The organism is Methanogenium cariaci JCM 10550, assembly GCF_001315945.1.
In the GTDB taxonomy this organism is placed as follows: domain Archaea; phylum Halobacteriota; class Methanomicrobia; order Methanomicrobiales; family Methanomicrobiaceae; genus Methanogenium; species Methanogenium cariaci.
The window spans coordinates 36,045-61,483 of the sequence record NZ_BBBG01000008.1 but is presented as its reverse complement, the minus strand read 5'-3'; the positions used below and the strand labels follow the sequence as shown (position 1 = coordinate 61,483).

The 25,439-nt window shown below is 52.7% G+C and carries 21 protein-coding genes, 5 pseudogenes and 1 CRISPR repeat array (1 of these 27 only partly in view); of the genes and pseudogenes, 21 read left to right on the top strand and 5 right to left on the bottom strand.

The window, feature by feature from the left end; translation table 11 throughout:
• The first annotated feature begins 90 nt into the window (after positions 1–90).
• Positions 91–1,715, top strand: a pseudogene (locus JCM10550_RS08485) (putative manganese-dependent inorganic diphosphatase).
• 119 nt (positions 1,716–1,834) lie between these two features.
• Here the strand turns inward: JCM10550_RS08485 and JCM10550_RS08480 are convergent.
• The 4 genes and pseudogenes from JCM10550_RS08480 to carA form a co-directional block, all read right to left on the bottom strand.
• Positions 1,835–3,022: a PEGA domain-containing protein gene (locus JCM10550_RS08480; protein WP_062398458.1), complete on the bottom strand. Its 1,188-nt coding sequence runs from the start codon at positions 3,020–3,022 to the stop codon at positions 1,835–1,837.
• Positions 3,003–3,179, bottom strand: a complete 177-nt coding sequence (locus JCM10550_RS08475) for a hypothetical protein (protein WP_157200100.1) — start codon at positions 3,177–3,179, stop codon at positions 3,003–3,005. The genes JCM10550_RS08480 and JCM10550_RS08475 overlap by 20 nt, the downstream gene beginning before the upstream one ends.
• Positions 3,180–3,373: 194 nt before the next feature.
• Positions 3,374–6,551 (bottom strand): annotated as a pseudogene (gene carB, locus JCM10550_RS08470) (carbamoyl-phosphate synthase large subunit); the annotation flags it as partial.
• A pseudogene (gene carA / locus JCM10550_RS08465) lies at positions 6,551–7,622 on the bottom strand (glutamine-hydrolyzing carbamoyl-phosphate synthase small subunit). The pseudogenes carA and carB, both read right to left, overlap by 1 nt.
• Positions 7,623–7,719: 97 nt before the next feature.
• Between carA and JCM10550_RS22605 the strand changes: the two are divergent.
• The 3 genes from JCM10550_RS22605 to JCM10550_RS08455 all read left to right on the top strand — a co-directional run bounded on the left by JCM10550_RS22605 (position 7,720) and on the right by JCM10550_RS08455 (position 8,532).
• Positions 7,720–7,929 (top strand): hypothetical protein, encoded by a 210-nt coding sequence (locus tag JCM10550_RS22605; RefSeq protein ID WP_245618922.1) that lies wholly within the window; start codon positions 7,720–7,722, stop codon positions 7,927–7,929.
• A complete protein-coding gene (locus tag JCM10550_RS08460; protein ID WP_245618920.1) occupies positions 7,916–8,146 on the top strand; it encodes a hypothetical protein in 231 nt (76 codons plus the stop codon). The genes JCM10550_RS22605 and JCM10550_RS08460 overlap by 14 nt, the downstream gene beginning before the upstream one ends.
• Before the next feature lie 74 nt (positions 8,147–8,220).
• A complete protein-coding gene (locus tag JCM10550_RS08455) occupies positions 8,221–8,532 on the top strand; it encodes a hypothetical protein (RefSeq protein ID WP_062398454.1) in 312 nt (103 codons plus the stop codon).
• 3 nt (positions 8,533–8,535) lie between these two features.
• Here JCM10550_RS08455 and ilvD read toward each other — a convergent pair.
• A pseudogene (ilvD, locus tag JCM10550_RS08450) lies at positions 8,536–10,208 on the bottom strand (dihydroxy-acid dehydratase).
• Positions 10,209–10,268: 60 nt separating this feature from the next.
• On the opposite strand from ilvD, the gene JCM10550_RS08445 reads away from it, so the two are divergent.
• The 17 genes and pseudogenes from JCM10550_RS08445 (at position 10,269) to cas2 (ending at position 20,193) form a co-directional block, all read left to right on the top strand.
• Positions 10,269–10,703 (top strand): ROK family protein, encoded by a 435-nt coding sequence (locus JCM10550_RS08445; protein ID WP_062398452.1) that lies wholly within the window; start codon positions 10,269–10,271, stop codon positions 10,701–10,703.
• Positions 10,678–11,295: an ROK family protein gene (locus JCM10550_RS20580; RefSeq protein ID WP_062398451.1), complete on the top strand. Its 618-nt coding sequence runs from the start codon at positions 10,678–10,680 to the stop codon at positions 11,293–11,295. Before JCM10550_RS08445 ends, JCM10550_RS20580 begins: the two co-directional genes overlap by 26 nt.
• A 141-nt stretch (positions 11,296–11,436) precedes the next feature.
• Positions 11,437–11,646 (top strand): hypothetical protein, encoded by a 210-nt coding sequence (locus JCM10550_RS08435; protein ID WP_062398516.1) that lies wholly within the window; start codon positions 11,437–11,439, stop codon positions 11,644–11,646.
• A 15-nt stretch (positions 11,647–11,661) separates the two neighbouring features.
• Positions 11,662–11,934, top strand: a complete 273-nt coding sequence (locus tag JCM10550_RS08430) for a type II toxin-antitoxin system RelE/ParE family toxin (RefSeq protein ID WP_062398449.1) — start codon at positions 11,662–11,664, stop codon at positions 11,932–11,934.
• Between the two features lie 531 nt (positions 11,935–12,465).
• Positions 12,466–12,987: a CRISPR-associated endonuclease Cas3'' gene (locus tag JCM10550_RS22600; protein WP_245618918.1), complete on the top strand. Its 522-nt coding sequence runs from the start codon at positions 12,466–12,468 to the stop codon at positions 12,985–12,987.
• 46 nt (positions 12,988–13,033) lie between these two features.
• Entirely contained in the window at positions 13,034–14,626 is a 1,593-nt protein-coding gene (cas3, locus tag JCM10550_RS08425; RefSeq protein WP_245618916.1) for a CRISPR-associated helicase Cas3', read from the top strand.
• 42 nt (positions 14,627–14,668) lie between these two features.
• Positions 14,669–15,355, top strand: coding sequence for a type I-C CRISPR-associated protein Cas5c (gene cas5c / locus JCM10550_RS08420; protein ID WP_245618914.1), 687 nt, complete (start codon positions 14,669–14,671; stop codon positions 15,353–15,355).
• Positions 15,352–15,804, top strand: coding sequence for a type I-C CRISPR-associated protein Cas8c/Csd1 (locus tag JCM10550_RS20575; RefSeq protein WP_218185163.1), 453 nt, complete (start codon positions 15,352–15,354; stop codon positions 15,802–15,804). Before cas5c ends, JCM10550_RS20575 begins: the two co-directional genes overlap by 4 nt.
• Complete coding sequence (locus tag JCM10550_RS20570) at positions 15,687–16,136, top strand: type I-C CRISPR-associated protein Cas8c/Csd1 (protein WP_218185162.1); 450 nt, start codon at positions 15,687–15,689, stop codon at positions 16,134–16,136. The genes JCM10550_RS20575 and JCM10550_RS20570 overlap by 118 nt, the downstream gene beginning before the upstream one ends.
• Entirely contained in the window at positions 16,042–17,277 is a 1,236-nt protein-coding gene (gene cas8c, locus JCM10550_RS20565; RefSeq protein ID WP_218185161.1) for a type I-C CRISPR-associated protein Cas8c/Csd1, read from the top strand. Before JCM10550_RS20570 ends, cas8c begins: the two co-directional genes overlap by 95 nt.
• Positions 17,274–18,134, top strand: a complete 861-nt coding sequence (gene cas7c, locus JCM10550_RS08410) for a type I-C CRISPR-associated protein Cas7/Csd2 (RefSeq protein ID WP_062398446.1) — start codon at positions 17,274–17,276, stop codon at positions 18,132–18,134. Before cas8c ends, cas7c begins: the two co-directional genes overlap by 4 nt.
• Positions 18,131–18,754, top strand: a complete 624-nt coding sequence (cas4, locus tag JCM10550_RS08405; RefSeq protein WP_245618913.1) for a CRISPR-associated protein Cas4 — start codon at positions 18,131–18,133, stop codon at positions 18,752–18,754. The genes cas7c and cas4 overlap by 4 nt, the downstream gene beginning before the upstream one ends.
• 83 nt (positions 18,755–18,837) lie before the next feature.
• Complete coding sequence (locus tag JCM10550_RS24775; RefSeq protein ID WP_281175337.1) at positions 18,838–19,008, top strand: CRISPR-associated endonuclease Cas1; 171 nt, start codon at positions 18,838–18,840, stop codon at positions 19,006–19,008.
• A gap of 91 nt (positions 19,009–19,099) precedes the next feature.
• Positions 19,100–19,456, top strand: a pseudogene (locus tag JCM10550_RS22590) (CRISPR-associated endonuclease Cas1); the annotation flags it as partial.
• A gap of 5 nt (positions 19,457–19,461) precedes the next feature.
• The gene (cas1, locus tag JCM10550_RS22585) at positions 19,462–19,704 is read left to right on the top strand and encodes a CRISPR-associated endonuclease Cas1 (RefSeq protein WP_245618908.1); all 243 of its coding nucleotides are present in this window, start codon (positions 19,462–19,464) and stop codon (positions 19,702–19,704) included.
• Entirely contained in the window at positions 19,701–19,895 is a 195-nt protein-coding gene (locus tag JCM10550_RS22580) for a hypothetical protein (RefSeq protein ID WP_245618905.1), read from the top strand. Before cas1 ends, JCM10550_RS22580 begins: the two co-directional genes overlap by 4 nt.
• A 1-nt stretch (position 19,896) precedes the next feature.
• Positions 19,897–20,193 carry a CRISPR-associated endonuclease Cas2 gene (gene cas2 / locus JCM10550_RS08395; protein ID WP_062398444.1) on the top strand — a complete coding sequence of 99 codons (297 nt, stop codon included), beginning with the start codon at positions 19,897–19,899 and terminating at the stop codon, positions 20,191–20,193.
• A gap of 298 nt (positions 20,194–20,491) precedes the next feature.
• Positions 20,492–25,439: direct repeats of the CRISPR family, unit length 32 nt; unit sequence GTCACACCCTTCGCGGGTGTGTGGATTGAAAT; it runs 862 nt beyond the window's last position.

Below are 25,439 nucleotides of genomic sequence, written 5' to 3'. Positions count from 1 at the left end.
CGCAGGACATCCGTTTCTTTCCTGGCCCACATAATACATATCTATCTGCCGGTTGAATTACATGCAACCAACCTCATCAGGGAGACGGGCATGAACCAGGTTTACATCATCGGACACAAAAAACCAGACACGGACAGTATCTGCAGCGCTCTTGCGTATGCGGCATACCTGAACAGAAAAGAACCCGGAAAATATATCGCGGCACGCTGCGGGCCGGTCAACCCGGAGACGGCCTTTGCACTGAAGAAATTCAACTGCAAGACTCCCGAGTATATCGAGAGTCTCGTCCCGAGTGTGGCGGATATGCCGTTCACCTACACGATGAGCGCTCCTGCCGACCTGCCGACGATCGATATCGCAGATCTGATGACCACTCATGACGTGCGTAATTATCCGCTCACCGATGAGAAGGGACGATTTTTAGGCATTCTCAGTGAGTATGGTCTGGCACGCACCTATGTCACCCGCCAGAAGATTGAACAGCTCTCGTTTGCCCCCCCGATCACTCTGGAAAATCTCAGCAAAATATTAAAAGGCACCATCGTCGTCCCCCCCTCCGACGATCTCATCGAGGGCAAGGTATACACGGCAATCGACGCCCTGCACGTCACCCTCTCCCGACTTACGAAAAACGACATCGCGATTGTGGGGGGACAACGAACCCGTGCAGCTTGCCCTGATCGGGGCGGGCATTGCCGCCCTCATCGTGGCGGATAACGCACCGGTGGGAGAACGGGCCATCCGGGACGCCAGAGAGCGGGGCGTTGCCGTCCTCTCAACGAGCCTGGATGCCTTCGGTGTCGGAAAGATGATCAATCTCTCCCTGCCCGCACGCAATGTGATGGCCACCGACTGCCCGGTGATCACAAAGGACACCACCATCGATTACGCCAAACACCTAGTCTCCGAGTCCCGCTATCGTACCGCCTGTATCGTGGGTGAGGACAACCAGTATCTCGGCATGCTCTCCCGAAACACCTTCCTGCAGGATGTGGCCAAACAGGTGATCCTGCTGGATCATAACGAATATGCTCAGGCCGTGGACGGTATCGAGACGGCAGAGATTCTTGAGATCATCGACCACCACCGGATTGGCGCGATCACCACCCTCCGGCCGATACGGTTCTTCAATGACCCGGTCGGCTCAACCTGCACGATCATTGCCGGAAAATACATGGATTCGGGCACGGATCCTGACTTCGAGACCGCAGGCATTCTTCTCTCGGGTATTCTCTCGGACACCCTTGTCCTGCGCCTCTCGACAACGACCGATCAGGACCTCGCGGCAGTCCGCTACCTTGCAGAGCTGACCGCCACCGACCCGGAGGAGTATGGCACCGAGCTGATACGCAAAGCGATGGACTTTGGCGATGCCCCCCGTGCGGGACCTGCTGACAGCCGATATGAAGGCGTATGAACTCTTCGGCAAATCCATCGCAATATCCCAGGTGATGGTACCCACCTATGAATTTGCACAAACGCACGCCGAAGAGATCATGAACGAAGCGGATGCCATTCGTTCAGCCCAGAACCATGATATCTTTCTGGCACTGTTTACCAGTGTCTTTGAAGACGGAAGTCTGGTCTTTGCATCGGCACCTGCGGCCCTTCTTGAAAGTCTGGAGCTGGCGGACAGCCCGGTCACGATGAAAGGCGTGATGTCACGCAAGAATGATTTCATTCCGTATCTTGGCACACTGCTGAAAAATATCTGATCGTCTGGCTCAGAAAAACATTTTTTTCCCCCCGTCCCGGTGGCAGGACAGGATGGTCTGCAAAAAACGGGTTGAGGGGGGGCAGAACTCCCCCTTATTTCAGAATCATTCCGTGTAGATCAGTCATCCGACCGGCGCAGGACAAGCACCGCACCAAGGATGAGACCCGCCAGCACCGGCAGGAATCCCGCGGGGGGGACAGGGGGGGTGGAAACAGGCGTTGCGGCAGTCATCTGTGCGACCACATTCACCGTATCTCCCGGAAGCAGGTTTATCGTTGTCGTCCAGTCATTGTAACCGTCAAGGCGTATCAGCACCGGATACTGCCCCGCCTTCAGGGGGGGCAGGGTCACCGGGGTAATACCCACTACCGCGTTATTGACGTAGACGGTGGCACCCGATGGCGCCGAGGAGAAGGAAAGAATACCATCTGCACCGGGGGGGTCGACGATCGGGGGGGTGGGAGCAGGAGTCTTCACCGGAGTGACCGGCACTGCCGGTGTCGGGAGAGAGTAGAGATAGAGCTTGCCGTCAGACGAGGCGACCGCAAGGGCGCCGCCTAAGGGTGAGAGAGAGACGCTGTTTATACTGGCGGACGCAGAGACCTCGGTGACCATTATCCCGTCCGTGCCATAGATGGTCGTGATTCCGTCCCCGCGTCCCAGCGCAAAGTATACTCCCTGCAATGCGGCGGAGACATCATTGACCCTGGATGCAGGCTGCAGCTGGGCTACGATCTTGCCTTCGTCATCAAAGACATAGGTATAGGCATCATTTCCCCCTGCAATGAGGTAGGTCCCGTCCGGGGGGGAGAGGTCCAGGCCAAACACCTGTCCGTTGATTTTGTAGCTCCAGACCTTCTGACCCTCAGGGTCCAGCACTGTTATCAGAAATTCCTTTGTTCCGGCCCCGATGAGACGGCCATCCTCGGTCACGGAGACCGAGAGCACCGCTGAGTTCATATTGTGGGCCCAGACCTCGGATCCCAGGTTCGTATAGCGGTAGACCTTCGCATCGCCACAGGCAACAGCGATCACCGACCCGTCGGCAGAGATATCCACATCGTTTACTTTGCCCCTGAACCGTTTGGACCAGAGCAGAGTTCCTTCATTGTTATAGACCAGAAGGTCTCCGATATCGGTGCCTGCCACCACATATTCGGCACCACGGGAGACGGCCACGCCCCCCCAGACCGGAGAGCCGGTGTCAACCGTCCAGAGATGTTCTCCTTCAATCGTGAGCAGGAACACTTTTCTATTGTATGTCCCGCCTGCCACATACCCGACATCAGGAGATGTCACAGTCATACATGTTCGTCGGCTGGGAATAGGTCCACATCTCTGTTGCCGTAGGCGATGCCGCCGCTGCACTCCCAGTCATTGCCACGCATCCGATGGCAATGAGCAGCATCGTATATACCAGTGCATGCCTCACCGAAGGCATCCACACATCAAACCGTTTCATATCGTTCACCTCTGATACGCTGAAGTATCATATACCTGTGGCTTCGCGATACGACTATTTAAGGGTGTGACATCGAATGAACGCTAGGCAATCCTCAGATGTCCCGATTCCTCGGCGAGCAGCATATACCCGGATGCAGCGGTAAACGGGGGGGTGGTGGCAAAAAAAGGAGATAATTGGTTTTTTGGATCAGCATGATAGTGCGACAACGGCTCAATCGTGATCGAGTCCTTCTTCAGACTGCGGATTGCCTGTGCCGCCGCGTTGGCCGCCTGAATGGTGGTGATATACGGGATATTGTAATCCAGCGCCGCCCGCATGATACGGACATGGTCCTGCCGGGAATATTTCCCGGAAGGTGCGTTGATGATCAGCCGCAGGTCTCCCCCCCTCCGCATCACGTCGATGATATTGGGGGGGGAGCCTTCCTGCACCTTTCTCACCAGGCTCGCAGGGATGCCGTGGGATTCAAGGAATGCCACCGTCCCGGTTGTCCCGAAGATCTTCAGGCCCAGTTCGTGCAGGTTCTGTGCTGCGGGAAGGATACCTTCCTTGTCCTCCGTCCCGACCGATATGAAGACATTGCCTTCCAGCGGCAGTTCGTTGTCCGCGGAGAGACAGGCCTTGTAGTAGGCACGGCCAAAGTCGTAGTCAATGCCCATCACTTCGCCGGTGGACTTCATCTCCGGGCCAAGCACGGTGTCGACGCCGGGGAGTTTGTTGAAGGGCAGAAGCACTTCTTTTACCGCAACGTGCGACATCTCCGGCTCGGTATATCCAAGGTCGGCGAGTTTCCTGCCGAACATCACCGTTGCGGCAATCTTTGCAAGCGGCATGCCGGTCGCCTTCGAGACGAAGGGCACCGTCCGGCTCGCCCGTGGGTTGGCCTCAAGGATATACACCACTTCGTCTTTGACCGCAAACTGGATGTTGATCAGCCCGACCACGCCGATGCCCAGAGCAAGGCTCTTGGTATACTCCCGCACCGTCTCGATCACATCGGCCGTCAGGGACTGGGACGGGATCACACAGGCGGAGTCACCGGAGTGGACACCCGCTTCCTCGATGTGTTCCATGATGCCGCCAATCAGGACATCAGTGCCGTCACAGACAGCATCCACATCAATCTCGATGGCGTTCTGCAGGAATGAATCGAGAAGGACCGGGTGCTGACGGCTGACCCGTACCGCCTCGCGGATATAGGTCTGCAATTCCACTTCGTCATGCACGAGCTCCATTGCCCGTCCGCCGAGCACATAGGACGGCCGCACCAGCAGCGGGAACCCGATCTTCTCTGCGATGGCGAATGCCTCCTCTTCCGAGTAGGCCGACCCGTTGGCAGGCGAGGGAATCTCGAGTTCTTCCAAAAGCTGGCTGAACCGGTCCCGGTCCTCGGCCATGTCCATTGCATCCGGAGAGGTGCCGAAGATTTTGGTGTTCAGGTTGCCGGACTTTACCGCCCGCTCCAGCGGCAGGGCGAGGTTGACCGAGTTCTGGCCGCCGAACTGCACCATGACACCGGCGTAATTGTCCGACTTCAGGATGTTGGTCACATCCTCAAGCGTCATCGGCTCAAAGAAGAGCCGGTCCGAGGTGTCATAGTCGGTCGAGACGGTCTCCGGGTTGTTGTTGACGATATGCACCTCAACCCCCCCTTCCTCCCGGAGTGCCTTCACCGCATGCACGGTACAGTAGTCAAACTCGATACCCTGTCCGATACGGATGGGCCGGAGCCGAGGATGAGCACCTTTTCCTTCTCGTCGGGGGGGACAATCTCACTCTCATCCTCCAGGTGGAGTAGAAGTAGGGGGGGGTTGTTGCCGGGAACTCGGCAGCGCAGGTATCGACCATCTTATAGGAAGGCTGGCCGCCCTGCTCTCCCACGGTCTGTTCGGATATGCCGGAGAGGCTGGCAATCTCTTCTGAAGAGAACCCCCGCCCGGCGTGCGTCCCGGATCGTCTCCGGCGACGGGTTGCCTGCGGAAAGTGTCTCTTCCATCAAGACGATATTGCGCATCTTCTCCAAAAAGAACGGGGCGATATAGGTCAGTTCCGCCACTTCCTCAACAGAAAAGCCCGCCCGGAACGCATCAAAGATGCACCCGAAGCGTTCGTCCGTCGGATTGGCGAGGAGCATGCGAATCTCTGACTCCGAGGTATGGGAATACACGTCGGTGTCAAGGGACCGCATCGCCTTCTTAAAGGCCTCTTCCAGCGTACGGCCGATGGCCATCACTTCACCGGTGGACTTCATCGCGGTGGTGAGGGTGCGGTCGGCGTTCGGGAATTTATCGAACGGCCAGCGCGGCACCTTCACGACCACGTAGTCGATGGCCGGTTCAAACGATGCCGGGGTGCAGCCGGTCACGGTGTTGGTGATCTCGTCCAGGTTCAGGCCGATGGCAATTTTTGATGCCACACGGGCAATCGGATATCCGGTGGCCTTGGATGCCAGCGCTGAAGAACGGGAGACCCGTGGGTTTACCTCAATAATGCGGTAATCGCCGTCCTGGTATGCGAGCTGGACATTACAGCCACCCTGGACATCCAGTGCCCGGATGATCTTCAGGGATGCCGCCCGCAGTTTCTGGAACTCGTCGTCCCTGAGGGTCAGGATCGGTGCAACGACCACACTCTCGCCGGTGTGGATACCCATCGCATCGACGTTCTCCATTCCGCAGATGATGATGCAGGTATCCGCAGCGTCACGCATCACCTCAAACTCAATTTCCTTCCAGCCGATGACGCTCTCTTCAATGAGCACCTGGTGGATACGGGAGCGCTGCAGACCGAGTTCCACGATCCGCTTCAGTTCTTCTGCGGTGTAGGCCACACCGCCACCGGCACCCCCCCGAGGGTGTAGGCGGGGCGGATGATCGCGGGAAGACCGACGGTTTCGAGCGCCTCGTCCAGCTGTGCCATATCGGTGAGGATCATACTCCGGGGCACCGGTTCCCCCCCGATCTCTTCCATCAGGTCACGGAACTTTTCCCGGTCTTCACCGCGGTAGATGGCCTCCAGGGGGGGTGCCGAGGATCTCGACTCCTTCCAGGGCGCCCATCTCGGCCAGTTCTGCGGTCATATTGAGACCCGTCTGACCGCCCATACCGGAGAGAATGCCGTCCGGCTTCTCCTTTTTGATGATCTCCGCGATGATATCGGCCCGGATGGGCTCCACGTAGATGACATCCGCCGTCTCCGGGTCGGTCTGGATCGTTGCCGGGTTGGAGTTGACCAGTACAACCTCCACCCCTTCCTCCCGGAGGGCACGACATGCCTGTGACCCGGAGAAGTCAAACTCTGCGGCCTGCCGATCTGAATCGGGCCGGAACCAATGAGCAGCACTTTTTTAATTTCAGGTTTTAGCGGCATCAGGGTATCCTCCGGTACATCATATCAAATATCAGTTCCTCGGTATCATAGGGCCCGGCATGGGCCTCGGGGGGGTGGAACTGAACCGTGAATATATTCAGGTCTTCAGAATAGAACCCTTCCAGGTTCCGTCATTGACATTGGTAAAGAGCTTTTCACAACCTTCCGGAAGAGTTTCCCCCCCGTCCACCGCAAACCCGTGGTTCTGGGTGGTGATGAAGATTCTGCCGTCATAATACCGGACCGGCTGGTTGGACCCGCGGTGTCCGAACTTCATCTTGTAGGTTTTACCTCCAAGTGCAAGAGCGGTCACCTGGTTGCCCATACAGATACCAAAGATCGGAATTTTTCCGATAAAATACTGTGTTGTTTTGATGGCGTCCGTTGCACGCATCGGATCGCCGGGACCGTTGGTGATAAAGAGGGCCTGGGGGGGTTTTACCGCCTCGATGATATCAGGACGGGTGTCGTGGGGGGGAAGACATACAGGTCAGCACCGCGCCTCTTCAGGCTCGCGAGCATATTTCTCTTCACCCCGAGGTCCAGGACGGCGATACGCTTTCCTTTCCCTTCGATGTGGTATGCCTCTTTGCAGGATACCTGCGGGATCAGATCAACGTCGGTAATCGAACGCTGGTTTCGTGCACATTCGACTGCATACTCACCATTGTCATCCCCGACAATCAGTGCCGCACCGAGAGTGCCGTTCACCCGTGTTTCAATGGTCAATTTCCGCGTATCAATACCGGAAATTCCCAGCAGACCGTGATCTGCAAAATAATCTCCCAGGGATGGCGTGGCGGCAGGGGGGGCCTTACACAGCTCCCGCACCACACACCCGAGGGCATGAACATTACTGCTCTGGAAATTATCGGGGGGGTGCACCCCGTAATTTCCTATGAGCGGATAGGTGAACATCAGAATCTGACCCTTATAACTCGGGTCGGACAGTGCCTCCATATAACCGCCCATCTGAGTGGTAAATACTAGTTCACCGGTAGAGGTGCCTTCGACACCGAAGCCCTCTCCGACATAATATTTCCCGTTTTCAAGACCCAGAACCGCCTTCATTGAATAACCATATGTATTGAGGGAGATTCCTTATTAAAAACTTGTACAGGTCTATGGAGGTCCCACAGGATTTTCGGTGCAGAACCGGATTTCCCGAATGCCAAAAGGGTCGGCAATCCGGGCAGGATTTCTTTCCGCAGAAGCTAATAAGGCCAAAAGATATACCGTTATAACAATGGCAGATATCACTGAAATTGAGGTCATCGGGTTTTCCGACGGCGCATGCGGGCCGTTTCCCTGTGACGATACCCGCACCTGCGAGCTTTCCACCTGCGCCCCCCCTCGGAAATCTGGTGAAGGCATGTGAGGCCCTGAAGACAGAGCTTCAGGCACGCGACCCCCCCGGCATCACTCTGAAACTGACACTCCTTGACGACGGCGTCCCGGAATATGTGATGAAGATTGTCGAAGAACACCAGCCTCCCCCCCTTCCGATCGTTCTCATCAACGGCACTGTTACCCCCCCGGTCGGCCGGATTTCGCTACCGCTTATTCTGGAGCAGCTGGAACGCCTCACCCGCTGAGGGAACGGCACATCTTTTTTTGTAGGATCAGCTCCCGCCGAATTCTTTATTACCGGGGAGCAGGAGTATAGTCCATGTCATCCGAGAAGGAATACCGGAGCCCGGATGTAACTCCGCGGGCGAAGAGGACGGTCCATGCCATCAGTCAGGACCAGAAACGGAAACGCGAATTATACCGCCACCACCCGTATGACCACCTGCACCCCCCCACCCGGCTCATCATCCCTGGAAACACCCCAATCTCCCGCCGGACCACGATCCCCATACCCTTTACCATGAAGAAGATCTGGGGGGGGCCCACACCAATCAGCCGGGACCCATCCGGTTTGCCAAAAAGATCACCCGAACCGGGCGCAAAGAACGGTAAGGAAAAGAGAGGAAATTAATTCTTATTTTTTCAGGACCGCACCGCGGTCTGCCTGACAGACCATGGCCGCGTACCGGCTGAGGACACCGGATAACGGTTTGACCGGGTGCTTCAGAGATGTTCTGCGTTCTTCGAGGATTTCGGAGGGGGACGTTCAGGTCGATTTGGTTTTGGGAGAGGTTGATCGTGATGGTATCGCCTTCCTCCACAAGTGCGATCGGCCCGCCCGCCGCTGCCTCCGGGGCGACGTGGCCGAAGCAGGGCCCCCCCCGTGTGCCGCCGGAGAAACGTCCGTCTGTTATTAACACTACGCGGGTGAGCCCACGACCCATGATGGCCGAGGTCGGGGGGGAGAGCATCTCCGGCATGCCGGGCGCACCCGCCGGGCCTTCGTAGCGGATGACGACCACGTCGTCCTCCACGATACTGCCCGCGAGAATGGCCTGCATTGCTAAATCTTCTGAGTCAAAGACCCGGGCGGGGGGGCCGGTGTGCTGCCACATCTCATCGCTGACTCCGGCTGCTTTTATGACCGCACCGTCGGGTGCAAGACTGCCTTTGACAATCTTCAGGCCGCCGCAGGCATGCACGGGATCAGAGAGCGGGCGGATGATGGTGCTGTCACCCGCAGGTGCGTTGGCTGCGAGGTCGGTGACGCGGGTACCGGTGACGGTTGGGGGGGCGTCTTCCAGCAGGGGGGGGCGAGTGCGTGCAGCACGGCAGGGATGCCGCCCGCATAGTAGAGGGTCTCCATCGAGTGGGGGGGGCCGGAGGGCTGCATGTAGCAGATGTGCGGGACGGTGTCACTTATTTCATTGAAGTCGTCCAGGCTGAGGGGGGGCACGTTCGCTTCCTCTGCCACCGCCATCAAATGCAGGACGGTATTCGTGGAGCCGCCGAGCGCCATGTCCACGCGTATGGCATTGCGCATGCTCTCCTTTGTGATGATGTCACGGGGGGGGTGACGCCTTCGCGTACGAGGCCGACCACCCGTTCGCCGCTCATCCGGGCAATGGCAAGTTTTTCCGCATGCACCGCGGGCGTTGCGGCGCAGCGGGGGGGAAGGGACATGCCGAGGGCCTCGGTCATGCAGGCCATTGTGTTTGCGGTGTAGAGGCCCTGGCAGCTGCCGCAGCCGGGCATCGCACACTTCTCAAGGGCGACGAGGTCTGCCTCGTCCATGGTGCCTGCGGCCACTTTGCCGACACCTTCAAAGACATCGATAAGAGAGAGTTCCTTTCCGCCGCATTTGCCGGAGAGCATCGGCCCGCCGGTGACGACGATGGCGGGAATATTGCACCTGGCGGCGGCCATCAGCATGCCGGGGACAATCTTGTCGCAGGTGCAGATGCAGACGAGGCCATCGAAGCGGTGGGCCTGTATCATGAGTTCGAGGGAGTCTGCGATGGTCTCCCGTGAGGGCAGGGAGTAGCGCATGCCCTCGTGGCCCATGGCAATGCCGTCACAGATGCCGATGGTGTTGAACTCGAAGGGCACACCACCGCCTGCGGCAACTCCCTCTCTCACCCGTTCTGCCACCTGCCGGAGATTGAGATGGCCCGGTACGATGGTATTCCAGGAGTTGGCGATACCGATGAACGGTTTGTTCATCTCGTCGTCGGTGATGCCGAGTGCCCGCAGAAGAGAGCGGTTCGGCGCACGGACATACCCTTGTTTCACTTCATCGCTGCGCATGAATACTCATATAGTGATGAACACAAAGCAATAAAAAAGAGACGTGCAGGACCTGTTTGCTTGAAATATCTGGTGCACCCCCCCTCCCGGAATGAGATGATGAACGACGAAACGAGAGTATGGATTGCAGCAGCGGATATCGGTGCGACCCATGTGAGGAGTGCGGTCTTTACCGGGGATTTTGAAGGCGGGTCTGGAAGGGAAATACAATGTATGATCTACCGGAAGGAAGCCCTCTGCCGGGACGGGGCGGACGGCATGGTAGTGACAGAACAGGTAATTCGTATGATACAGGATGTCTGCGATGAAGCGGGATGCCAACCGGATGCCATCGGCATCAGCACAGCAGGCCCGCTTTCTGTTGGGAAGCACAGCATTAAATCAAGCCCGAATATGCCGTATGCGGATATTCCGCTCCGGGCACCCCCCCTTGAAATGGCCTTCCCTTGTCCAGTCTCTATCCTGAACGATGCCTCCGCCGGGGGCATACTATGAATATATCTCCGGGCGGGAGGAAGATGGATGCCGGAATCTGGTCTACCTGACGATATCCAGCGGCATCGGCTGTGGGGGTTATCTCCGGCGGCCACCTGATAGAAGGAGCGGACGGGAATGCCGGAGAGATTGGCCATATCTGTGTGGACACGGCCTACGACCTGCCCTGCGGCTGCGGGGGGACGGGGGCCACTGGGAGGCGTATGCTTCGGGGAGCGGGATGCCGCAGTTCTTCCGGGCCTGGTATGAGCGGCATGGTTCTGAACTTCTCACCGGGGAGACCATCACCGCTGAAACGCTCAGTGCGGCGGCCCGTTCGGCAGCCCGTGACAGTGACCCGGACATCACCGCATTCTTCCGGGATCTGGCTGTGATCAATGGACGCGGGCTCTCGACCATCATTGCCGCATACGCACCGGAAAGAATTGTTGTCGGCGGCCCGGTGGCAACAGAGAATCCGGATATTATTTTTGCACCGGCGCTCAGGTATATCGATTCATATCTGCCGATGCCGGAGATTGTGCTCGGCAGTGCTGACGGAATGGCTCCCTTACGGGGGGGCGGCGGTTTTTGCGGGAGAGGGTTTGGGTGATGGAGAGATTCCCCCCCGCATTCTTCAGACTCCGTTTCCAAAAGAACCATGAATGATTTACCATCACGGATTACTACCAGAGAGAACTTTTTAATCCCCGGTGCCTTACTCATAGATACGGAAAAAAGGAGGATGAAGAACATGCTCGATATAAAACCTCAATATATTGTCTCGGACGACAACGAACCGGTAAGTGTTATCCTCGATATCAAGACCTTTCATAAAATAGAAGCTGTTATCGAAGACTATGGTCTTGACAGGTTCATGGACGAAGCCGATGACGACGAACCCCCCCTGTCCCTTTCAGAAGCTCATGAGTACTATGCAACCCTGAAGAAAATGCAACCCTGAAAAGAAGGCCTGAGCATGGTCACATGTTTTTACAAAAAGACATTTTTAAAGGATCTGTCCCATCTTCCGGTTAAATACCGGGAAACAATAGAAGACCTCGTCTTTCATGAGATACCTGAAAGTGAATCACTCATCAGTCATAATGACATACGCAAAATAAAAGGAACCAGCAGCCGTTATCGTATCCGTGTCGGCCGGTACCGGATAGGTTGTGCTCTGCGTTCCGATGGAAGTGTTGTCTTTTGCAGGGTCAAAAGCCGGGAAGAAATCTATTCTGTCTTTCCATAATTCCTAAAAAATAGCATCTCCGCCATTTTCGTTTTATTTTGAAAGCACACACATGCGTTCATGATTCCCGTCTGCTGTAAAACCCTCTCTATGAATATCAGAGAGTAATTATCCGATTATTGTGGATTTATCTGACCGTGTTGCTGCACCGGCACGGGAGTATGGTGATGGTATCTTCCGATGCCGGAGATTCTACTCAGTGGTGCTGACGGGATGGGGGGGTCGTTTATTGGGGGGGCGGCGGGTTTTGCGGGGGGGGAGGGTTTGGATGATTGTTCGTCTCCTTGTGGGAATTTTCGGTGAATTATGTGGAAATAGCGATTATACCAGTGGACGAATCCCATCACAATAAAAAATATCAATTTACGTCTGAAAATCGTATTGCAGATTTAAAAATGACAATTAACTATTAATACTGCCAAGAATAATTTTGATATAAATTAAACGGTCTAATTGGAAATTTCACCTTCGTTATTATTAGAATCTGATCCGTGAATGTACCCCCCATCAGCATCTTCAGAAGAAATTCACATGTACTATGCTCATACAACAGAAAAAGAGGACAAATCCGACTGGCAGACCCTTGAGGAACACCTGAAAAACGTCGCAGAGATCAGTTCAGCATTTGCAAAAGATTTCAACGCGGGTGAATTTGCATATGCAGGGGGGGGTTTGCTGCACGACATCGGGAAATACTCCCCCCCGGAATTTCAGCAGAAGCTTGAGGGAAGGAATATACGGGTAGACCACTCCACAGCCGGAGCCAGAGAAGCAGGGTCTCTCTATCCTCCTTTAATGAACCGATTTCTTGAATATATTATTGCAGGGCACCACGGCGGCATCCCCCCCAATTATGGAACTAAGGTGAAAGGGTTAGAGAGACGGATTCATTCTGCTGACCTGTATGATTACCGTGCATATAAGAACAAAATAACCACGCCCGAACTCGATCCCGGACACTTCAATCTGACATTCGGAGAAAAAATCAGGGATTTACCTGTTCATTTTACATACGGATGCTGTATTCCTGCCTTGTTGATGCAGACTCATTAGACACCGAACAATTTACCGCCCGGATCAGGCTGCCCGGAGGGGGGGAATGTACGACACATTTGATGAACTTTTTAACCGATTCGAAGACCACACAAAAGCATTTGCAAAGATTGGTGAGAGCCGGATCAACCGGTGCCGGAATGATGTGTTGCGCCAGTGTAAGGAGAAAGCCCGGCTCCCTCCACAGATGTTTACCCTGACCGTTCCTACCGGCGGAGGGAAGACGCTCTCATCAATGGCATTCTCTCTTGACCATCTGAAAAAGAATGATCTCAAACGAATATTTTACGTCATCCCCCCCTATACCAGCATCATTGAACAGAATGCCGATGTATTTCGGAAAATCTTCGGCAACCACAATGTCCTGGAACATCACAGCAACTATGACCCGAAACAACGGGAGACGGAAGCTACTGATCCGGTACGTGAAAGTCTGACGCTCTCGACAGAAAACTGGGACATCCCTTTAGTGGTTACCACAAACGTCCAGTTTTTTGAATCCCTCTTCTCAAACAGACGATCAAAATGCCGGAAGATTCACAACCTTTCAAAGAGCGTAATCATTCTTGATGAAGCCCAGATGCTGCCCATAGGCTACCTGAAACCCTGTCTGGCAGCATTGTCAGAACTTGTCCTGAACTATGGTTCAACGGTTGTCATATGCACCGCGACCCAGCCAAAGATCGGTTCATTTCTGGATGAACGAACTAAACCTCTTGAAATCGTAGACTCTCCAGAAGAGTTGTATGAAACTCTACGCCGGGTTCATGTGAACAATGCCGGAGAACTGGATGATGAAGAACTCTCAGACAGGTTGAGAGATTTAAAACAGGTATTATGTATCGTAAATACCCGCAAACATGCCAGTTCCCTTTTCGATACGATATCTGCTTCGGAAGGATCGGATGGTTGTTTCCACTTAAGTGCGGCGATGTGCCCGGTGCACAGGAGAACAATACTCAAAGAGATCCGAAATCGGCTCAAAGATGGTTTGCCCTGCCGTGTGATCTCCACCCAGTTGATTGAAGCAGGTGTTGACATTGACTTCCCTGTTGTCTACCGTGCGATGACCGGTATTGATTCTGTTGCCCAGGCTGCCGGTCGGTGTAATCGTGAGGGGAAATCTGAACGCGGAGAGGTCTATGTGTTCAGGTCTGCGGAAGTGTATGGGAAGGCGACCAGCTGGCAGAAGCGGGTGGCAGAGATTGGTGAGATGATCTTCAACGAGTATGAAGATCCCCCCCTGTCGCTGGATGCTGTTGGGAGGTATTTTCACAAGCTCTATTATTATCAGGGGGGGAATGACAGGCTGGATAAAAAAGGAATCCTGCAATCCCTTGATGAACGGCTGGATGAGCTCGCATTTCCTTTCGAGGATGTGAATGATGCATTTGCCATCATTGAGAATGGAACAAAAGACGTTGTCATTCCGTGGGATGATGATGCACGATTCCGGATTGAAAAGATCAGGAAAAACGGTTTCCGGAAAATTTTGGCAGAGGGTTGCAGGGCTACACCGTTGCGGTCTATCCACAGGTATTCAGGGAACTGGAAAAATCCAGAGCTCTGGATACCATTGGTGAACGGTTTCATGTTCTCACGGACATGTCCCTGTATTCTGAAAAAACCGGTCTTATGAAACCGACATCGGGAGATCTGCCGTTATTGATCACATGAAGAGGTGATTGTCATAGGATATGGAATTAAACTAAAAGTATGGGGCGATTATGCCTGTTTTACCCGACCGGAGATGAAGGTCGAGCGGGTCAGTTACGATGTCATGACACCCTCAGCAGCACGAGGCATTCTTGAAGCAATTTATTGGAAGCCTGCCATCTGCTGGAAGATTGACAAGATACATGTGCAAAACAAGATTGAATTTGATAATATCCGGCGCAATGAAGTGACGGGTAAAATCCCAAAGGGTGCAGTGAAGGCTGCAATGAACGGGAAAGAGGCTACATTATGTCAGGTTCCGAATGAAAATCGGGTGCAGCGGGCATCTCTTGTACTCCGTAATGTCTGTTATTGTATTGAAGCTCATTTTGAAATGACCGCTGATGCGGGGGGGCCCGATGATACCGAAAAGAAGCATTACAACATTGCCCTTCGCAGGATGAGACGGGGGGGCCAGTGCTTCCACCAGCCGTATTTCGGGTGCCGTGAATTCCCGGTCAGTTTTGAATATCTTGAAGGGGAAACGCCTGAGTCGTATTATACCGGAGAGAATGGCGGCGAGAAGGATCTCGGGTTCATGTTGTATGATATTGACTTCGAAAACGAGATGCAGGCTATTTTCTTCCGGGCGAACATGACTGACGGGACGGTTGACGTCAACCGATGTCTCGCATTCGGAGAGGTATCATGATCATTCAGTCCCTGTGCGAGTATTATGATATTCTTGACAATGATGAAAATATACCCATACCTCGCCCCCCCGGTTACAGCAGGGCAAATGTCTCGTTTAATCTGGTTATCTCTGAGACCGGTGAGATATCCAATATTGTTGACCTGAGAACGGACGACAAAAAACCCCCCCGGCCACAAATGATGGAAGTACCGCAACAGAAATCCAGGGCAAACGGCGTCAACCCCCCCTATTTTCTCTGCGACAATGTGAAGTATGTCTTCGGTGTCGAAAGGCTCAAACGACCGGAGTTTGAAAAAAGTATCTGCACAAACCAGATAGTGATTATGTGGTGCTGGAGGAAAATGACAAAGAGATCATTCTCACAAATCCCCGTACAAAGGAGTATTTTGAGGAGTTCAGAAAACTGCATCATGATATTCTCGGCAGCATGGATTATGTCGGTGTGAAACGATTGCTCTTGTTTCTGGATGCATGGAATCCGGAAGAATTTCTTCAGAATCCAAAGATCGCCCAGTATAAAGATGAGATCCTCGCAGGCGGGAATATTGTTTTTGACGACATTGTTTTTGACGACAATGATTCGTTTTTGCACGAGAACTCCGGGGTCAAAGCTCTCTGGGAAAAGTATCATTCCTCACAGGCAAGTGGTGATGATACGGTCTTCAGCCAGTGTCTGGTGACCGGTGAAACAGAACCTATCGCAAGAACTCACCAGAAAATCAAGGGGGGTTTTCGGGGCTCAACAGGCGGGTGCTTCGATTGTAGGTTTCAACGATGATGCATTTGTTTCGTACAACAAGAAGCAGAGTTACAATGCACCGGTCAGCGAAATCTCGATGTTCAAGTACACCACTGCTCTCAACTACCTGCTCACTCAAAAGGCGAACCGGCTAAGAATTGCGGACACGACAACGGTGTTCTGGGCCGAGACGGACGACAAGACCTGTGAAAATCTGGCACCGTTCTTCATCAATCCCCCGTCCCGGAAAAAGGATTCAGACGGGGGGGACGCGAACGAACCTGAAAGAGTGCGGGATACGGCAACGCTCCAGCTTATTGAGGATGTCCTCACCAGAGTAAGAAATGGCCAAACCGTACGAAAAGAGGATCTCGGGACCGACCCCGATGTGAATTTTTACATTCTCGGACTGTCCCCGAACAATGCCCGGATTGCGATACGGTATTGGTATAAAGATACTTTCGGGAATTTTGTTGATACGGTCGCCCAGCATCATCTGGACATGGATATCGTGCCGGAGTATTCGGGGGGGGAATCCTTCGGACCGGAATTCATCTCCGTCTACTGGCTGCTGCGTGAAACCGTCCCGAAAAGTTCAGACAAAAACGATGTCTCACCCATTCTTGGTGGGCTTATTATGAGGGCCATCCTGAATGAGACGCCCTATCCCATCCAGATGTACTCTGCCATATTAAACCGGGTGAAGGTGGAGAAGACGATGAATACCGTTCGTGCCGGTTTTATCAAGGCATATCTTCTGAGACAAAGCAGAGCCGGACTGACAAACATACCTGAGGAGCTGATTACCGTGAAATTAAACGAAGAGAGTGTAAACGTACCGTACCGCCTGGGGAGATTATTTGCGGTGCTGGAAAAGGTGCAGAATGATACGAACAAGGATATCGGAGCGACGATTAACAGCAAATATTTCAGCAGTGCATCGTCAACACCGGCGGTGGTGTTTCCGGTGCTGCTCAAACTTGCGCAGCACCATATCAGTAAATCCGACTGGGGATTTAAGACGAACCAGTCAATCGAAGAGATCTTATCCGAGGTCAATGAGTTCCCGGAATATATGAACCTGGATGAACAGGGCATGTTTATGCTTGGCTATTACCACCAGCGCAAAGCAAATTACCAGAAAAAAAGTGAATCGTCAGTTGAGGAGGAGAAATTATGAATGAATGTATCAAGAACCGGTATGAGTTTGTATTGTTGTTTGACGTAGAGAATGGGAACCCGAATGGTGACCCGGATATGGGGAATATGGCCCGTATTGATCCCCCCCAGACCGGATGCGGTATCGTAACGGATGTATGCCTGAAGCGAAAGATACGGGATTACGTTGATCTGGTAAAAGAGGGCGAGTCGGGATATGAAATCTATGTGAAATCCGGGGCAGTCCTCAATGAGCAGCACGAAAAAGCCTACAAACATCTGGGGATGAAACCTGACAAAAAGAAGCCGAAAGACGATGAACTGACAAAGTTCATGTGCAAGAATTTCTTTGATATTCGCACCTTTGGTGCGGTGATGACAACCGAGGTGAACTGTGGTCAGGTAAGAGGCCCGGTGCAGATCAATTTTAGCCGCAGTATCGACCGGATTTACCAGCAGGAAGTTACGGTCACCCGACTTGCCGTGACGAAACCGGCCGATGCAGAGAAGGGCCAGACGATGGGGAAGAAGCAGATTGTGCCGTATGGGCTCTATCGTGCAGAGGGTTACATATCAGCAAACCTGGCAAAGAAGACCACCGGGTTTAGTGAAGACGATCTTGAGTTGTTCTGGGATAGTCTGGTAAATATGTTTGAGCATGATCATTCCGCAGCACGGGGGGGAAAGATGTCTGCCCGAAAACTGATCGTATTCAAACATGATACTGAACTCGGCTGCTGCCAGTCCCATATTCTGTTTGACAAAGTCAGTGTGGAACGGATTTCCGGTGACCGGCCACCCCCCCGTGCATTTACCGATTACACGGTTACGATATCAGAAGATATTCCGGATGGTGTCTCTCTGATTGAAAAATTATGAGAGATACCCGATATGCGGATGATGAACTGCTGTCATTATCCGGCATACAGCATTTTTGTTTCTGCAAACGGCAGTGGGCACTCATTCACGTCGAACAGCAATGGGCAGACAACCTGAGGACAACAGAAGGCCACTTCCTCCACGAACGGGTAGATGACCCGTTTTTTACCGAAAGCAGGGCCGATGTGCGAATATCACGGGCATGCCCCCTTGTTTCGTACACGCTGGGTCTGTATGGTATCGCTGATGTGATTGAATATGTCCGTTCCAAAGAGGGGGGGGTGCCGATTCCTGATTGCGAGGGGGGGTTATGGACGATGTTTCCTGTCGAGTACAAGAGGGGGGGAAAACCGAAGATTGATGAGCGTGATGAGGTGCAGTTGTGTGCTCAGGTCATCTGTCTGGAAGAGATGTTCGGTGTTGAAATTCCAACGGCTGATTTTTATTACTACGAAATCCGCAGACGGATACACACCGACATGACCGAAGAACTGAGACGGCTGGTGTATGCTCTTGCAGAGGAGATGCACGACCTGTTCCGCGAAGAAATAACTCCTCCTGCCCAAAAAACCGCAAGTGCAGTCTGTGTTCTCTTTTTGATGTGTGTATGCCGAGACTGACGAAGAAGAACCGGTCGGTTGATATCTATATCAAAAACCATGTCCGGGATGCATGTACGGGGAATAACGAGGGGGCTTTGAGCATGAGAAAACTTTTGAATACGTTATACGTGACAAATCCTGATTCATATCTGGTCAAGGACGGGGACAATGTCGTTGTGAGAGTCGACAACACGGAGAGGTTCCGCATCCCGGTGTATAATCTGGAAGGGATTGTCTGTTTTGGATATATGGGGGGGCAAGTCCGCAGTTAATGAGATTGTGTTCGGACAACAACATTGCGCTCTCCTTTTTAAGTCCGCAGGGCCAGTTTCAGGCACGCGTCAGCGGGAGGGTGCGGGGGGGAATGTCCTTCTCAGACGGACACAATACCGTATCGCAGACAGTCCCCCTGATTCACTGGAGATTGCAAAGTCATTTATCATCGGAAAGACGGTGAATTGCAGGACGGTTTTGGGGGGGAGAGGTATCCGGGATCATGGTGATACAGTAGACGGCAGGAAAGTGACCACGGCCGACAGACTGCTTATTGAACACATGCTGAAGATTGAGGATTGTACGACAGCGGATAGTCTCCGGGGGGGCATCGAGGGCAATTGTGCACGATTTTATTTTTCTGCTCTGGATGAACTGATTCTTAAACAAAAAGAGGATTTTTATCTCAACGAACGGAACCGGAGACCTCCCCCCGTGACAATATGAATGCGATGCTCTCCTTTCTGTACACGCTTCTTGCGCATGATGTTGAATCAGCGCTGGAAACGGTCGGGCTGGATCCGTATGTGGGATTTTTCCATACGGACAGACCGGGCCGGGCCAGTCTTGCGCTGGATATGATGGAGGAACTCCGGCCGTTTATGGCTGATCGTCTGGCACTGAATTTAATCAACCTGAACCGGGTGAAGCCGAAGGATTTTGTCAAAAAGGAGAACGGGGGGGCGTACTCATGACGGAGGACGGAAGAAAAGAGATCCTCAGTGCATGGCAGAAAAGAAAACAGGACGAGATTACCCATCCTTATCTTGGGGGGGAGAAGATATCCGTTGGACTGATACCGTATGTTCAGGCAATGCTTATGGCCCGCCATCTGCGGGGGGAGATATTGATGGGTATCCGCCTTTTTCATGAATTGAGGGATTAATATGATGGTTTTAGTTACGTATGATGTGAGCACGGAATCCGACGGGGGGGGAAAGAAGCGGCTCAGACAGGTGGCAAAAGAGTGTGTCAATTATGGTCAGCGGGTGCAGAATTCGGTTTTTGAATGTCTGCTTGACCCTGCCCAGTTCGCAAAGCTTAAACACTCTTTGTGCGGGATTATAGATGAGGAGAAGGATAGTCTCCGGTTTTATTATCTGGGGGGGAAGAACTGGAAAAACCGGGTCGAACACTATGGTACCAAGGGTGGGTATGATCCGGAAGGACTATTAATTGCATGATGGCTGCGAACCGGAAGCGACCAGAGAATCCCGGGGGGGAGCTTCGCGGGAAAATTATTTTTTTACATATAACCTTTTTGATGATTTTTCCGGATGATACGGAACGGGATCTTTCTATAGGATCCTGACGTGGCCCCGATCAGAATTCATACTAAAATATAATTTGTATTTATTGTGAATCAGATTGCATCTTTTTTTTCCAAACGTATCGATATGTTTCGCAATTGGCAATTGTCAGCTGAAGAAATAGAACTCAATGCGTAATTTAATAATCAAAAAAGTATAGAATACATTTGCAGTCACACCCTTCGCGGGTGTGTGGATTGAAATGCTGTCATAAGTGCGGCCACACCTGGGAGTATTCCGTCACACCCTTCGCGGGTGTGTGGATTGAAATTATCATGGAAGTTGGTGAGAAAGTTGTGTATGTCCGTCACACCCTTCGCGGGTGTGTGGATTGAAATAGTCCCTAAATGTCATGCAACCGCTCACATACAGTCACACCCTTCGCGGGTGTGTGGATTGAAATTGTTGTAAATGAGAAATTAGATTTATCTCTTTAGTCACACCCTTCGCGGGTGTGTGGATTGAAATTCAATCCCGGCGATGGCTGCATTCCATGCCGCTGTCACACCCTTCGCGGGTGTGTGGATTGAAATTTGCACTGTCCGGATACTATCCCCCCAACACCTCCGTCACACCCTTCGCGGGTGTGTGGATTGAAATTCACCAACTTCCATGATAGAAAGATAGCATGCTATGTCACACCCTTCGCGGGTGTGTGGATTGAAATCCAATTCCCGGGGGGGTGTTCTGATGCGGAAATTTCGTCACACCCTTCGCGGGTGTGTGGATTGAAATTATAAAATTAATATATTTAAGAGAAGAAAGAGGTGTCACACCTTCGCGGGTGTGTGGATTGAAATTGAATGGTATGGAGATTATGGAGATTATGGAGATGTCACACCTTCGCGGGTGTGTGGATTGAAATTATTTGATCACGGTAGTCACTGCCGTAGTAATTCGACGTCACACCCTTCGCGGGTGTGTGGATTGAAATTGCCTGTTGCTGTTGTTGCAGCTGATGACATCATGGTCACACCCTTCGCGGGTGTGTGGATTGAAATTGTTCGCCCGAATCCCTTGATCACAGTCCCAGACGTCACACCCTTCGCGGGTGTGTGGATTGAAATATCTGTGCGCTTGCGGTCCAATGCGGTCCGGTTGCGGTCACACCCTTCGCGGGTGTGTGGATTGAAATAATAGGTGATACAACTGATAATGCGACTCCAACGTCACACCCTTCGCGGGTGTGTGGATTGAAATATGCAGACGGTATAGTAATCTCCGTAAGCATTCAGGTCACACCCTTCGCGGGTGTGTGGATTGAAATAGACTGGGACTCATTTAAATCGGCGAATAATATTGTCACACCCTTCGCGGGTGTGTGGATTGAAATTGTATCTAGCAATCTGCTGCAAAATGTGTATCTGTCACACCCTTCGCGGGTGTGTGGATTGAAATCTATTTGCCGGGGGGGATGATGACATCGAGGAGGTGGATGGTCACACCCTTCGCGGGTGTGTGGATTGAAATCTGTCGATTACCAGGAAACACCGGTACGAGAATGTCACACCCTTCGCGGGTGTGTGGATTGAAATGGTAGATAAATGATCCGGGTCCTCATGAAATTCGTCACACCCTTCGCGGGTGTGTGGATTGAAATCTCTGTTCTCATCTTAATACAGTCCCAAAAATAGTCACACCCTTCGCGGGTGTGTGGATTGAAATACATCCACCTCCTCAACTGAGTCTGAGTCTATCTGGTCACACCCTTCGCGGGTGTGTGGATTGAAATTTCCCCCCCCATCTGGAGAATACACAATATCCCTGGTCACACCCTTCGCGGGTGTGTGGATTGAAATCGCAATAGCAAGCATATCACAAATGAAATGATGAGGTCACACCCTTCGCGGGTGTGTGGATTGAAATTCACGGGATGGAGTGAGCAGAACCCAGCAGAACAGTCACACCCTTCGCGGGTGTGTGGATTGAAATGGGAAACCCGCGTACCTGATGCATGAGGAGACCGTCACACCCTTCGCGGGTGTGTGGATTGAAATAGAAGAATCAATCCAGTCTTGGGCGTCCTTATACGTCACACCCTTCGCGGGTGTGTGGATTGAAATTTGGAATGCTTTTCCCAATGCCATCATATTTGTGTCACACCCTTCGCGGGTGTGTGGATTGAAATAGTCTGTGGATGCAGCTGGAGTAGATGCCGCGTGTCACACCCTTCGCGGGTGTGTGGATTGAAATGGGTGAATCAGGAAATATCCTCAAATTCGGAGGGTCACACCCTTCGCGGGTGTGTGGATTGAAATCGAGGGGGGGCGTATGATGCGATATCTACGGACATGTCACACCCTTCGCGGGTGTGTGGATTGAAATCCTGATTCTTGGGTGAACGGGTCAAACTGCCCCTGTCACACCCTTCGCGGGTGTGTGGATTGAAATTGCATCATCCCCCCCCTTGATGTCAGCCTTACCTGCGTCACACCCTTCGCGGGTGTGTGGATTGAAATCTGCCAGTCCTCTCTATTCATCATACGTTCCACCGTCACACCCTTCGCGGGTGTGTGGATTGAAATGGCTTGATAATTACCGGCCATCCATGCACATCGAGTCACACCCTTCGCGGGTGTGTGGATTGAAATTATCAAACCAAATAACAGCGCGTCAGGCACTCGAGTCACACCCTTCGCGGGTGTGTGGATTGAAATTTGATTATGGCGGCTCAATTGTGAGACACGGGCCTGTCACACCCTTCGCGGGTGTGTGGATTGAAATGATGTCGCCTCAACATCTGATGGCGCGTTTTTCGTCACACCCTTCGCGGGTGTGTGGATTGAAATAAAAGACACACTGGCAATGAGCGGAATATTCACACGTCACACCCTTCGCGGGTGTGTGGATTGAAATTATCGTCTCTCCGTCATACACATCTGAAACACCGATGTCACACCCTTCGCGGGTGTGTGGATTGAAATCGGTGTATAACACGACTTCAGCTGTGGCGCCTGTGCGTCACACCCTTCGCGGGTGTGTGGATTGAAATCGGACGTCTGATTACAAACGATAACGTTCGTCACGTCACACCCTTCGCGGGTGTGTGGATTGAAATTTGATGAGCGAGTCTAAACGCTGGAGCACTACGGTCACACCCTTCGCGGGTGTGTGGATTGAAATTGCAGCATCAGCGGATCGCCAACGTCGCTATCCATGTCACACCCTTCGCGGGTGTGTGGATTGAAATATAAATCTCATTGTGATTGGGTGTGCAATAGATTGTCACACCCTTCGCGGGTGTGTGGATTGAAATGAGCATGCGCTGGTTGTCATCGCCAACAGTCACGTCACACCCTTCGCGGGTGTGTGGATTGAAATCCACTCCTCACGCGCGATATGCGCCATCTGTGCGTCACACCCTTCGCGGGTGTGTGGATTGAAATCTCGGCAGCGGCACAACCGCCGTGGCGTGTATCGTCACACCCTTCGCGGGTGTGTGGATTGAAATAATCTCAAGCTTGAGCAGCGGGCGATAATAGATGTCACACCCTTCGCGGGTGTGTGGATTGAAATCTCATCTGGCTCATTAAATGTGTATCCTTGTGCCTGTCACACCCTTCGCGGGTGTGTGGATTGAAATTAAGGTAAGCAAGAGCCAGATTTGCGGATGCGCTGTCACACCCTTCGCGGGTGTGTGGATTGAAATGTATCCATTGCCTTCAAGCAGCGGCCGGAAAAACTCGTCACACCCTTCGCGGGTGTGTGGATTGAAATGCCTACCGGGTATCGTAGCGGCGGACGACTACGGTCACACCCTTCGCGGGTGTGTGGATTGAAATCAAATTATCTCTAAATAATAATTTGAAGAAATTTTGTCACACCCTTCGCGGGTGTGTGGATTGAAATTTGCTCATGCTGTGATCATATCTCCTGATCATGTGTCACACCCTTCGCGGGTGTGTGGATTGAAATTTCCAGCATCTCAAACCAGTCCTCGGCCCGCATCGTCACACCCTTCGCGGGTGTGTGGATTGAAATCCATCGCTATTTCGGGGCCCGCCTCGAGTTCAAACGTCACACCCTTCGCGGGTGTGTGGATTGAAATGACGATTCCGGAGTTTTCAAACTGGGATCTGCAACGTCACACCCTTCGCGGGTGTGTGGATTGAAATAGCACCCGGACATAGTGTGCAGCACGGGCCATCGTCACACCCTTCGCGGGTGTGTGGATTGAAATGCTGTGTTCGGGTTGTTTTGCTGAATGAATTTGGAGTCACACCCTTCGCGGGTGTGTGGATTGAAATACATACTGCCGGGTAACACCTACACGTTCAGCAACCGTCACACCCTTCGCGGGTGTGTGGATTGAAATGATGTAGACGGAAATCCGTTTACCATGACTGCGGGTCACACCCTTCGCGGGTGTGTGGATTGAAATCGTCGAACTATATCATTCAGGACATCACGTCAGAAGGTCACACCCTTCGCGGGTGTGTGGATTGAAATTGGCACTGATCATGCAGCGCAAACAACAGGAGGGATGTCACACCCTTCGCGGGTGTGTGGATTGAAATTCAAATAGTGTCATTCTACATCCTCCCCCCCTCGATGTCACACCCTTCGCGGGTGTGTGGATTGAAATCGCCAGAATGCTTCAAACTCTTCGGGAGTGTTGAGTCACACCCTTCGCGGGTGTGTGGATTGAAATTGGTGCTGATTGTTGGTGTGGCGTGCCTCTTGGCGTCACACCCTTCGCGGGTGTGTGGATTGAAATCATCGGGTAGAGGAGCGTGGGCCAGTCATAGTTCGTCACACCCTTCGCGGGTGTGTGGATTGAAATTCCGGGGGATTAGGGTGCAACCTGTTGCACCCCCCCCGTCACACCCTTCGCGGGTGTGTGGATTGAAATTTTGTGCCGGACGAGTCTACTGGGAGGGAACTCGTCACACCCTTCGCGGGTGTGTGGATTGAAATAGGTCTTGAATGTCACCCGTATTTTTTCCAGCGAGGTCACACCCTTCGCGGGTGTGTGGATTGAAATGGCTTTGATCATCCCTACCAGGGCACGCTGATCAAGTCACACCCTTCGCGGGTGTGTGGATTGAAATGCCCTCGTCCTGTCCTTTGGTCTCGTCGTCCTCTGTCACACCCTTCGCGGGTGTGTGGATTGAAATAGA